This window comes from Chryseobacterium phocaeense (genome assembly GCF_900169075.1).
In the GTDB taxonomy this organism is placed as follows: Bacteria; Bacteroidota; Bacteroidia; order Flavobacteriales; family Weeksellaceae; genus Chryseobacterium; species Chryseobacterium phocaeense.
In genome coordinates, this window is the sequence record NZ_LT827015.1 from 2,488,653 (window position 1) to 2,500,830 (window position 12,178).

12 protein-coding genes are annotated in these 12,178 nt (G+C 37.8%); 4 read left to right on the top strand and 8 right to left on the bottom strand.

The features are described 5' to 3' along the window. The first annotated feature begins 374 nt into the window (after window positions 1-374). A complete protein-coding gene (locus B7E04_RS17995) occupies window positions 375-935 on the top strand; it encodes a putative glycolipid-binding domain-containing protein (protein WP_139785438.1) in 561 nt (186 codons plus the stop codon). 21 nt (window positions 936-956) lie between these two features. Here the strand turns inward: B7E04_RS17995 and B7E04_RS18000 are convergent, their stop codons facing one another. From B7E04_RS18000 to B7E04_RS18030, 7 genes are all read right to left on the bottom strand, one after another. Next, window positions 957-1,322 carry a hypothetical protein gene (locus tag B7E04_RS18000; protein ID WP_080779945.1) on the bottom strand — a complete coding sequence of 122 codons (366 nt, stop codon included), beginning with the start codon at window positions 1,320-1,322 and terminating at the stop codon, window positions 957-959. 37 nt (window positions 1,323-1,359) lie between these two features. After that, window positions 1,360-2,253, bottom strand: a complete 894-nt coding sequence (locus tag B7E04_RS18005; protein ID WP_080779946.1) for a cyclase family protein — start codon at window positions 2,251-2,253, stop codon at window positions 1,360-1,362. Between the two features lie 38 nt (window positions 2,254-2,291). Next, window positions 2,292-2,567 carry a Crp/Fnr family transcriptional regulator gene (locus B7E04_RS22240; protein WP_165439468.1) on the bottom strand — a complete coding sequence of 92 codons (276 nt, stop codon included), beginning with the start codon at window positions 2,565-2,567 and terminating at the stop codon, window positions 2,292-2,294. 1,103 nt (window positions 2,568-3,670) lie between these two features. Continuing rightward, complete coding sequence (gene mnmE, locus B7E04_RS18015; protein ID WP_080779948.1) at window positions 3,671-5,056, bottom strand: tRNA uridine-5-carboxymethylaminomethyl(34) synthesis GTPase MnmE; 1,386 nt, start codon at window positions 5,054-5,056, stop codon at window positions 3,671-3,673. Window positions 5,057-5,257: 201 nt separating this feature from the next. Beyond that, window positions 5,258-5,836 (bottom strand): NAD(P)H-dependent oxidoreductase, encoded by a 579-nt coding sequence (locus B7E04_RS18020; protein WP_080779949.1) that lies wholly within the window; start codon window positions 5,834-5,836, stop codon window positions 5,258-5,260. After that, window positions 5,833-6,858: an NAD-dependent epimerase/dehydratase family protein gene (locus tag B7E04_RS18025; protein WP_080780740.1), complete on the bottom strand. Its 1,026-nt coding sequence runs from the start codon at window positions 6,856-6,858 to the stop codon at window positions 5,833-5,835. The genes B7E04_RS18020 and B7E04_RS18025 overlap by 4 nt, the downstream gene beginning before the upstream one ends. A 103-nt stretch (window positions 6,859-6,961) precedes the next feature. Further along, a complete protein-coding gene (locus B7E04_RS18030) occupies window positions 6,962-7,528 on the bottom strand; it encodes a Crp/Fnr family transcriptional regulator (RefSeq protein ID WP_080779950.1) in 567 nt (188 codons plus the stop codon). Window positions 7,529-7,683: 155 nt separating this feature from the next. Here B7E04_RS18030 and B7E04_RS18035 point away from each other — a divergent pair, with 155 nt between their 5' ends. Then, complete coding sequence (locus B7E04_RS18035) at window positions 7,684-8,976, top strand: DUF389 domain-containing protein (protein WP_080779951.1); 1,293 nt, start codon at window positions 7,684-7,686, stop codon at window positions 8,974-8,976. Between the two features lie 408 nt (window positions 8,977-9,384). On the opposite strand, the gene B7E04_RS18040 is transcribed toward B7E04_RS18035, so the two are convergent. After that, window positions 9,385-11,154 (bottom strand): aminopeptidase P family protein, encoded by a 1,770-nt coding sequence (locus B7E04_RS18040; protein WP_080780741.1) that lies wholly within the window; start codon window positions 11,152-11,154, stop codon window positions 9,385-9,387. A 392-nt stretch (window positions 11,155-11,546) separates the two neighbouring features. Here B7E04_RS18040 and B7E04_RS18045 point away from each other — a divergent pair, with 392 nt between their 5' ends. Next, window positions 11,547-11,984, top strand: a complete 438-nt coding sequence (locus B7E04_RS18045) for a DUF6526 family protein (RefSeq protein ID WP_080779952.1) — start codon at window positions 11,547-11,549, stop codon at window positions 11,982-11,984. A 21-nt stretch (window positions 11,985-12,005) separates the two neighbouring features. Then, the gene (locus B7E04_RS18050) at window positions 12,006-12,173 is read left to right on the top strand and encodes a phosphatidate cytidylyltransferase (RefSeq protein ID WP_080779953.1); all 168 of its coding nucleotides are present in this window, start codon (window positions 12,006-12,008) and stop codon (window positions 12,171-12,173) included. The last annotated feature ends 5 nt before the right edge of the window (window positions 12,174-12,178 follow it).

A 12,178-nucleotide genomic window follows, 5' to 3' on the forward strand; every position in this document is an offset into this window, starting at 1 on the left:
GTCCTGGATTATAGTTTGAGTGCTAACGGAGACTACAAATTGATGGGTATGTTATTTGCTATTCACCATATTACTATAAGGCATTATAAATTCATTCTAAGAGCAGTATTGATAAAGAGCATTGTATCCATCATCATAACTGTACCACTAGCATGAAGATCTTCTAAATGATTAGAACATATAATACAATAAATTTAGGTAGTAACTGCAAGGATTCATATTAATGGAGTTTGCTAAAGTAATAGCATAATCACAGAAATTGAGTTTTTAGGGCTATTTTGAACGGTATTGGGAAAAGGAATCGATTTCAAATAAACGTTCATAAAAATATTCAGAAAATAAGAGTGGAAAAATGTAGTGTAAAACATATCGAAATGAGAAAAATCGTCTGGAAAGGCTTGCTTTATAAATCCTGGGAAAATTGCAGGATCGAGAAGAAAAATGATGCCTTCTATGTGGAATCAACTATCATTGGTAACTATATGAACCGAGTTTATAATGTAAATTATATTTTAAAAATTGACAAAAATTGGTGCATACAGGAATTTGAAATAAAAACAGAAATTGATGGCCAAGGAAATGTAGTTGTGGGAACAAAATCTGAGGGTCAATGGTCGATCAATGGAATGCTTCGAGCCGAGTTTAATGAATTTCTCTATATTGATATTTCGGTCACTCCCTTCACCAATACCCTGCCCATCAATAATTTATTATTGAACATCGGTCAGTCGGCCTATATTGATGTAGTTTATATCAATATTCTCGAAAATGAAATAAAGCCAGCTAAGCAGCTTTATAGCAGAAAGAAGAAGGACGAATATCTGTACGACAATCTTGATACAGAATTTTCTTCGTCAATCACAGTCGATCAGAAGGGCATTGTAAAGAGCTATCCCGGTCTATTTGAGTTAGTTTTGGAAGGCAGGGAAAATTAGAATAATACCTCTGCGCAGGGTTTATGTTTGCATTAACAGGTTAAGATCTTCAATCACTTTTGACCAATATTCTCGGGTCACCTCACGTTGACTTTCATTTTTTAATTTATCAACGTGAATCGAAATTGTTGTCTTATCTTTATTTTTGGACGGAATAAATCTGATCTGTAAGTTTGCGTCTTCAGTGAAATCTTTGTGCCTCCACTTTGTCCGGATATGCGAATATTCCTTAAAAGTTGAAAAATTCTGGTCTACACCTTCAGACCAATAGCTTAATCCCCGGTCTGAAAAAAAGTCATTCCACAGTGTTTTCAGGTTCGCTGGCATAGTTTTTCTGATTCCGAACTGCCAGCCTGCATCTTTTGTTAATCCAGTGCTATTTGCCATGTTTATCTCCTTTTAAAATGAGTCCAATTGAATATAATTATTTCTTTTCAACCGAAGCAAAAGCCCTGACCGGAAAAGTCCCAACATCTTTAAATTTTGGTGGAGCGGCTGTGAACGTAAAATTCTCAGCCGGTAATTTATTTAAATTGCAGAGATGTTCAACTATTAAAATCCCAGCACCCAACAGCACCGTATGAACAGGTCTTGTTCTGCCAGCCGTGTCATCTATATTATGGGAGTCAATACCTACAAGTTTGACGTTACAATCCCTAAGATATATTGCCGCCTGCTCGGTAAGATAAGGATGATCCTGGTAATATAGCTCCGTATTCCAATGTCTATCCCAACCGGTCTGTATTAATACCGCTTTATTTCTGATTTCTCTATTCTTAAGATGATCGTCCGTAATTGTCAGGGTTTCTGTAAACGGTATATGGATCATTACTGCTTCAAGCTGCGCAAAATTCTTTAATGCCGTTTGGGCTGTGTCCTTACCATCAGCAAATCTATGAAAGGGGCAATCAATATAAGTTCCGGTGTTGGTGACCATCTCAATTTTTCCAATCTGAAAAGATGTATCCCCGTCATAGTTTTGTTTTGACTGCTCCCTGGAGAGATAGTCGCAAATATGTGGTGCCTGCAGCCCCTTGTAAGTTATCAGACCATCTTCTATTGTATGACTCAAATCTATTAACAATTCTTCTGCCACACTTTCATCAATTGGTTTGCGTTTATGAGGCTCAACAAGGATTTTCTTGTTAAGGATATTAACTTGCCCTACCATTAGCAGCCGCATATCTTTAACAATGTAGTCGGCCAGGACTCTGTCGCTGATATCGTCTCCGAATATATCCAGCCTAAAATCTTCACCTTTGATACTGCCACCATTCGTAAAGAATATCTTGAAGTCAAATTTTACTCTTTTTTCCATAGGATATTTCAATTTTACTATGACAAAAGTGTGAAAATCTAAATATTGTTTACTTGACTTAGATCAATTTGATTGATTTTTTTACTCCTGATCCTACTAAGTGTTTCAGGGCTGATCCCAAGGTAAGAAGCGATATGGAAAAGCGGAATCTGTGTATCTGCATTCGGGAACTGTTTTAGAAAATAGTGATAGCGTTCATTGGCATCCAGCAGCAGAAACGAACTTTCCCTACGGCATTTTTTGATATATTCTTTGGCCAGAATATTATTCAATAAAATATTCCATTTGGTATCCTCCCGGATCAGTTTGTCCATAAGAGCCTTTGGTATACTTATCAAATCACATTGTTCAATACACTGGAAACATAATTTGGTTTTCTCCTGAGTAAGAAAACTTGTAAACGCAGTAAAAAATTCATTTTCAAAAAAGAATTCAGTATTGATTTCTTTATAATCCTTTTGATAGAAACTTCTTATGATCCCTTTTTGGAGGAAAAAGAGTTTGGCCGCAACGGATAATGGGTTTATCACATGGCTTCCCATGTCTGCGTTGAAAATGCTAACATGGTCCTCCAAAAGCAGGACTTCCTCATCATTCAGTGGAAAAAGACACTGAATGCTATTGATCAATTGGATTAACGGGTTATTTTCCAAGCCTGATAGTTTAAAATTTCCGATTACATATGAGTTTGTGCAACGAACGATCCGATAATTAAAAGTAATAAATATTAAGCATTTGTTGAATGTTAATAATAAAAATAATATATTCATTAAAAAATGGTGTTAAATCCAAAAGTTCCTGAATGGTTCTCCCATTTTTTTATACTTACCTCTGTTTTATCTTCAAATTATAGATAGTGATATTTTAAAAGAAGTATCAATTGATATTTAAGTATTTATAGATTGCTTTATCTTTTCAATGCGTTTTGATAGATTTATATATATCTAAAGGAATAGTGATTATGAGAGTGGATTTTATACTTGGTTGTCAAATTTCTCAGAGATAGTTATACCTGTATTTGCAACTGATAATTGTTAATCAATTTATATAGAAATTAGACTCATTAAGTACAGTAAATTAACCTTTATACTAATGGTAATTGTTTAAATCTAAATCGTTTTGTATGAAAATGAATTATTATAAAAAAGGCTGTAAAAGTTCTAAAGAATTACCTTTAAATAAATATTAATTCATTCATTTAAAGTATGCTAGTATATATTAAGTGCAGTGAATTAACCAATAAAATCGTACGATTTTTATTTTGGAACTAGGGGGACAAAACTGGGGACAAATTTAACTGATTTATAGTGCTAATTTTCTTTTGTAAAACACATAAATTACTGTAATACAGTGATATATAGTATATTTAAAAGGATTTACTTAATTATTTTAAGTTATTGATTTTCAGCTATTTATATTATTTCCCGATACAAAACTTAGAAAAAATATTCCCCAGCACCTCATCATTAGTTACTTCACCGGATATTTCGCCGAGGTGTTCCAAAGCATTTCTCAGCTCGTAAGCTAAAAGTTCTGTGGAGATCTGGAAAGAAATAGCTTCTTTCACTTTATGGGTAGCCTCCAGGGATTTCTGCAGGGCTTCAAAGTGTCTTTGGTTGGTGATGATGACGTTGCTTTCCTGGGACTTTAACTGCTCAACGTAAGAAGAGAGTTCGTTTTTAAGATCCTGGATATTTTGGTTTTCAACGGCAGAAATCCTGATAAAATCAAATTCCTGATCGATTTCTTTTCTGAAAATATCTTCTACAGACTCATATTTCGGAGGCAGTACTTCATCAATTTTTGTAGCGCAGATAATCAGCTTCAGGTCGTCTCTCTGCAAAGATCTGATCATTTCAATATCTTCCGAATAATCTTCTGTAGCTGCGTCTGCAAGATATACCAGGACATTGGCATTTTCTACTTTTTCCTTTGCTTTTTTCACCCCGATGGCTTCAATCTCATCCATGGTTTCACGGAGTCCGGCCGTATCAATCAAACGGAAAGCGTGGCCTTTAATATGCAGCACTTCTTCAATGGTATCCCTTGTGGTTCCCGCAATATTACTGACAATCGCTCTTTCCTCTTTCAGCAAAGCATTCAGCAGGGTGGATTTCCCGGCGTTCGGTTTTCCGATAATGGCAACTGCGGTTCCGTTTTTAATGGCATTTCCGTACTGGAAACTTTCGATCAGGGATTCTAATTTATGTTCAATTTTATCTAAAAGTCCTTTAAGCGCTGTTCTATCCGCGAACTCCACATCTTCCTCCGCAAAATCAAGCTCAAGCTCTATCAGCGAAACAAAATTCAGAAGATCTGTTCTCAATATAGAAATTTCATTGGTAATGCCGCCTTTCAGCTGGTTGATCGCCACTTTTCTTGACGCTTCGTTTTCTGATGCAATCACGTCTGCAATGGCTTCTGCCTGCGAAAGATCTATTCTTCCATTGATAAACGCACGAAGGGTAAATTCCCCTGCCTTAGCCATTCTCGCCCCGTTTTTGATCAGAGTTTCCAGAATACGTTTTCCGATATGCGGTGAACCGTGAAAAGCAATTTCCACAGAATTTTCCGTAGTAAAGCTTTTCGGAGCCAGGAAAATAGAAAGCATCACCTCATCCACTGCTTCTTCCCCATCCATAAAATAACCGTAATGAATGGTGTGAGACGGCTGATTTTCCAGTTTTTTAGTCGGAAAGCTTTTCTGGACCACCGGTAAAGCATCATTTCCGGAAACCCGGATAATCCCTAAAGCTCCTACTCCGTTGGCCGTAGCCAGTGCGCAAATCGTATCGTTATTCATGGAGCAAATTTACGTTTTTTCGGGTTAATTTTTAGCGGAGGCTTTTATACAGATTGTCTATTGTTTTCATTGGAACTTTTTTTATTCCTTCAGAATTTAGATTAGTGGCATTTGTGTTAACATTAGTGACATTAGTGTTTAAAATTTAAGATGAGATTGCTTCGTCACTACGTTCCTCGCAATGACTGCTGCAATGATGGTTTATTTTTGCTTTCTTCCGAGTTCTTTTATTTTCCGAATCCATTTACCACGCTGCATTTCCGTGGAATTTCTTATAATTCCCACATAAGTAACCTTTACAGGTCTGATCCCGCAGAATTCCAGGGTAGATTTTTTCAGCTGATTAACGCTGGGCCTGCCGTAAAACAGACGGTAATACCATCCCGGCTGGTCCAGAGTCGTGATAATATGTGCCGTTTTTCCTTTCAGTAGCTTATCCCACCAGATTGAGTTTTCCCTGTATTGATAGGCAAACCCCGGAAGAAAAAGCCGGTCGAGGAAGCCCTTCATCAGGGCAGGCAACCCGCCCCACCACACCGGGTGGAGCCATACCAGATGATCTGCCCATTGGATTATCTCCCAGGCTTTCAGAAGATCCGGTTCCAGCTCCATTCTTTTCTGGTATCCAAAATGAAGGATGGGATCAAAATCTAATTCCGCTATGATGATTTCTTTTATTTCCGTTCTGGCTTCCAGGGCTCCTTCTTTATAGGCTTTTGCAAGTCCAAAGTTAAAGGAATCCTTATTGGGATGCCCGTTGATAATGGCTATTTTTTTCATTTTGATGTTTTTATTTGAATGGTTTCGTAAGCTTTAAGTTTTTCCATCAAAGAATAAGGCTGATGCAGCTGATGGCTGAAACAGACTGAGTTTTCATGAATATTCTGCAACAGTTCTTCCGTATGCAGTACCGCAGAAAGTGCCGTTAATTCGGCCTGACCTTTTTCGCTCTTCAGGCTCAGCTTTTCACTACCCTGTTTTGTTTTTACAATGATTTCAAATACGCTCTGATCCCCTTTTCCACTGGATCCGAAAATCATTCTCCTCTCTTTTAAGGATAGGATATTAAAAATTCTGATTTTTTGAAATGCACCCAGCAGCCAGGTAATCAGTTTTGAATTATAGGTCATTTTTACATTTACACCAGGGACTTTTCCAATCTGATTTAAAATATACAGATCCGGGACGTCAAAATTATAGGCCTCCCGGCTGCCAATTCCAAAAGAGAAATCGAACTTTTCAGAATCTAAAAAATGTCTGATGGAAACTTCCTTATTATTTTCATACCGGATAAACGGTTTCGCTACATTTTCAGCCATAAAATGCGCTGAGCTTTCTCCTGCCAGATCTTTCACGGAATAATAAACGAAAAGCTTCACTTCCTGTATATCAGAGTTTCCCGGTGAAAGTGTTTTTACCAGTCCGCTCACAATTCCTCCCATCCATCCTGAACTGAAAACAATCCTGCTGTTAACTTTCCTGCTTTTCGCAAGATTATAAGCTCGGACAAGGTCAGGCGTAGGTTTTGTAATATCTAAATAATCAATCCCGTTGTCTATCGCAAAGCGAAGAATATGATCGGACTGGTCATTAACGGACAGAATAATAAGACTGATCTTCTTATCCGGGATCACCTGAAAAGAAGCAGGGTCTGTGACATCAATCTTCAGATCATTTTCCGTATTTCCTCCTTTTCTGCCGCCCGTGAAAATATGTATGTGTGGGTTTCTTGATTTCAGAATCCGGATGATGGTTTTTCCTACAAGGCCGTTTCCTCCAACAACCAGAATATTATGCTCCATATTTTTTTTGACAAAATTATAGAGCTGCACCGCTGAAATACAGGACAAATGTCTAAAACGACATACAGACTTTATAAGCTAGAGCTGAAGAAAGATCAATACGCTAAAGACTTACTTCTTTTCTGATCCTGCTGAGATGTCTCTGGGTAATGCCAAGGTAAGAAGCAAGGTACTGCAAAGGAATCGTCTGAACATAGTCCGGCTGTGTGCCCAGCAGGATTTCATACCGCTTCGCTGCAGTGTCACGCTGAAGCTGAAAGAATCTTTTTTCAAGCTCGAGGTATTCCTGTTCTGCAATTTTCTTTAAAAACTTAGTCCAGTTGAGATCATCTTTTACCAGTTGATCTGCAGCATCTTTTTTTAAGATCAACAGGTCGGCATCGGTAATGGCCTGCATATTTTCCCGGCTGGGGCAATCTGAGATAAATGAAGAATAGGCCGCCATCATCTGATTGGGAAACCTGAAACAGTACGTTATATCTTTTCCTTCATCCGACAGATAATAGGAACGGAAAATTCCGGATACGATAAATGCAATCTCTGTACAGTTTTCTCCCTCCTGTACAAAGAAATCATTTTTAAATACTTTCCGGGCTTTAAAAAGCTGCAGAAAATCTTTGATTTCCTGCTCCGGGAATAGTTCAAAACTCCGGAAAAACTGTTCTATCATCTTTTCAAAATTATACCCAGAATCCGTCCGGGCATGCCATGTTCAGCGAAATTAAGCAAATATCCGGTCATAGCATGTATACTATGGACAGGAAAAATAACTGCTTCGTAATATTGTTGTATATTGAAGGGTAATTTAATTATAAATGACAGCAAATGATACAAAAGTTCGTTAGATTTATCAGCCTTCATATCGGAGAAGAAGATAAGCAAAGGGTACTGGAAAACGTTAGTGATGACATCTCTTTCCGTGGATCCAATCTCTGGATTCTGGCCTGCGCCATTGTTATCGCCTCAATCGGGCTTAACGTAAATTCCACAGCGGTCATTATCGGAGCAATGCTTATATCTCCTTTAATGGGACCTATTGTAGGCGCAGGCTTTGCTTTGGGAACCTATAATTTCCAATTGCTTAAAAGATCAATGAAAAACTTACTGATTGCTACTATAGTAAGCTTACTGGTCTCTTTCATCTACTTTTCCCTGAGTCCTTTTAAAGAAACACAGTCTGAACTTCTGGCACGTACAGCTCCGAATATCTATGATGTTCTCATTGCCTTTTTTGGAGGTTTGGTGGGAGTAATTGCCATTACCCGGGTGAAAAAAGGGAATCCTATACCCGGCGTTGCTATTGCGACTGCTTTAATGCCTCCTCTGTGTACAGCAGGATATGGTTTGGCGGTAGGTAACTGGATTTATTTTTTCGGGGCTTTTTATCTGTATACCATCAATTGTTTTTTTATTTGTATTGCTACGTTCCTGATTATTAAATATCTGAAATACAAGCCTATCAGCCTGGTGGATAAAAAATATGAGCTCCAGATCAGATACGGCATTACCGCGCTGATTATTATTATGATTGTTCCGAGCTCTTATCTCGCCTACAATTTACTGAATGAAAAGAAATTCAATCAGCATATTGATCAGTTCCTTAATACAGAATTTTCCCAAAAAGGCTACACTCTTATTTATAAAAAGGTAAACTACAACGCTTCTCCCAGAAAAATTGAACTGGCATTTCTCTCTAAAAAATTCAGTGCAGACGAATTGAAAGCAATGAATAATAAGCTTAAAAGTTTGGGGATCCTCAATACGGAAGTGGTTATTAAACAGGACGCAACAGATATAAAATCTGAAATTCTGAACGAAATTGGCCAGCAGACGAGCATCCTTTCAGAAAAAGATATTGCCATTAATGATTTAAGGCAGAAAGTTGAAAAATACACCATCAAAGATTCCGGTGTTGTTAAGGAGATTAAAATTCTTTTCCCTGAATTCTATGATATTTCAATAGGTAAGATCACCAACAATCCCGGCACAGACAGTTCCAGGGTAAGCAGTATTATTTTGTACAAATCCGTGAAAGAAGAAAAAGACCAGGAATTAAAACTGAAAGACTGGATTTCAGAAAAATTATCGGATAAAAATGTTCAGGTGATCCGGCAGTAAAACTATCGTTATATATTCCGGAATCAATGATAAAAATAAAACCATTTCAGGACGAAATGGTTTTACTGCTTTGAATTTACTAAGTGTATATGAAGTTATGAATGATGTCTTTGTTTGTACTTACTGATGCAAAGATAGATCACTCCGTATTCGTTTATGTCAGGGGAATCCCTAAAAATATCTCCGTAAAAATACGGTGGTATAAATGAAAAGCCCCGCAGAGAAATCCGCAGGGCATCAAAAATTTATCTAACAATTATAAATGTTCAAAGTTTTGGGTTCAAGGTTTAAAGTTTGAAGTTCAGGGTTTAAAGTTTTATATTTTTAAAATTCACAATTGACAATTGACCATTCACAATTGACTATTCACCATTCACTTTTCACAATTGATCTTTCACTTATCTTCTTTTAAAGCGGACTTACCAGCTCCAGAAACCATTGTTTCACCTCTCCTTCAAGGTAAGGGCCTATTTTTTCTTCACAGGTTCTGTGGTAATCATTCAGCCATGCAATTTCGGTTTCAGAAAGCACGTCTTTTACAATCGTGTCTTTAAAGAACGGGCAGAACGTCAGCGTTTCAAATTCATAGAATGTCCCGTGAATTGTTTTCTCTGCTTCTTTTACAGCAATCAGGTTTTCATGACGGATTCCGTATTCTCCTTCCAGATAATATCCAGGTTCATTGGAGCAAACCATTCCCGGGAGCAGATCCTGGGGATTCATATCTTTTCTGATATTCTGCGGGCCTTCATGTACATTCATAAAGCTTCCTACGCCATGCCCGGTTCCGTGATTGAAATCTTTTCCTTCCATCCACAGCGGAAGCCTTGCGATGGCATCAAGGTGCACTCCTTTTGTTCCTTTCGGGAATTTCACCATAGACAAACGGATCAGCCCCTGAAGAACCAGCGTAGAATTTCTTTTAAATTCGTCTGACACTGTTCCCAATGCAAATGTTCTTGTAATATCGGTAGTTCCTTCCAGATACTGACCTCCTGAATCTACCAGAATGCTGGCATCATTCGTAACGTCTTTACTGCCCTCGCTTTTTGCTGAGTAGTGCATGATAGCACCGTTGTCTTTATAGCCTACAATACTTCCGAAACTCTCCCCTACAAAGTTTTCACCTTCTGCACGGAAACCTCTCAGCTTTTCCCCGATAGAATATTCATTCATGGCTTCTTTTCCTGCATTATGCGTCAGCCAGTAAAGGAATTTCACCATTGCTACACCGTCTCTCACCATTACTGTTCTGAAACCTTCCAGCTCAGTTTCGTTTTTCTGGGCTTTCATCAGATTTCCCGGAACCGGTGCTTTCAGGAACTGGTTATCGGCTTTTAAAGTTTCGTAGATCATCTGGTTGCTGTTCGGAGAAACCAGTACTTTCTCGTCTTTAAATGCGCTCAGGAAGTTATAAAATTCTTCGTAAGGCATCATTTTCACAAAAGCATCATCCAGTTGTTTTCTTGCCTCCACTTCCAGCTTTTCAAGATCGGTAAACAGAACCGCATCATTTTTCGTGATTACGATATATCCTAAAAATACCGGGTTACTTTCTACATCACTTCCTCTTAAGTTCAGGGTCCACGCTACGTCATCCAGACTTGAAATGACATGAACGGTAGCTTCCTGCTCTTCCATTTTCTGGCGGATAGCTCCTAATTTTTCAGTTACTGATTTTCCGGCTCTTTCTACAGGCTGTGTAAAGATTGGATTTTTGGAAGGTGTTCCTCTGTCTTTCCAGATTTCCTTTAAAAGAGGAAGATCTTTCAGCGTAATATTTTTTGTCTGGAATTTTTGCGAAAGCAGTTCCCAGTTGGCATTTGAAGTTGCTATAGCATTCACGGCTACTGTCCCCTCAGAAGGAATTTCGGAAATAATCCAGTCTATATAGTTGGGCGTTCCTTCCATTCCGTCTTTGAAAAGGTCTATTCCTGAATTTTCAAGTTCAAGGGCTGCCTGGGTAAAATATCTTCCATCCGTCCAAAGCCCTGCTTTATCTTTTGTGATCACCACGAAACCGGCAGAACCCAGAAACCCGGAAAGCCATGCCCTTTCCTGCCATTCTTCCGGCAGATACTCGCTCATATGCGGATCCGCAGAATATACTATAAATGCATCAATATTATTTTTCTGCATCTCTTCGCGAAGTGCAGCCACTTTTTCCTTTGAGGTCATTCTTTTCATTTTTAAAACACCGAAAGTTACAAAAAAATTGAGGTTTAAAAACGAATTTCAAGGGGTATTTTTCTTAATGCTATGTTATTTTTTAGTGATTGGGAATGTTTTGAAGATAGTGCTTTCATCTTGAACTCTCGCTTATTTTCAAGAAACTGTCAATTGGGGTTGGTTTTTCACAAGAGCGCAGGGATTTCGATGAGAAACTGTTTTAAGGCGCAGGAAATCAAAGATTTTCAGCAAACAGGAAGAGATCAAATTTTTCGTATCTCTTTATGATTAACCAAAAATATTTAACAATATAAGTTGAAATTCCGCAAACACATACCACAGAAACAAGATTATTATCAAAAATATAAGACTTTGGAAAGATTATTGTTACTACTTAAAATATGAGTGAGCAGAATTACAAAAATCATAGGAAATTTTATCCGCCCCATCATTTCATATATCTTCCGTTATTGATCCTATTAGAGATCTATGGAATTTACAAAATCTGGGATGATCCGGAAAATCAACTGATCTGGATACTGTTTTCTATAATCATATTTCTGCTTTTTTATCTCGCCATTATGCTCAGGCAGCATTATGCGCTTGAACTTCAAAACCGTATGGTAAGATTGGAATTTAAACAGAGGTATTTTGAAATTTTCGGTCAAAGATCCGATGAAACGGCTGACCGGCTAAGATTCGACCAGATCGCCGCCTTAAGGTTCGCTTACGATGAGGAATTTAAGGATCTTTTGTACAAAGCACTTCATGAAAATATCTCCGGAGATGAAATCAAACGGTCTATCAAGAGATGGAAAGCAGATCACCAGAGAGTTTAATCACATCAAAATATTATTATCATGAGAAAGTTGACCTTATACAGTATGACCATCTTTACATTGTTAACGCTTACAAGCTGTGAAGCAATAGAAACTATTTTTAAGGCAGGAATGTGGTGGGGAATTATTCTAGTCGTTGCAGTAGTAGTCATCCTTTTTCTGATTTTTTCGAAGGGTAAAAACTCTTAACCATG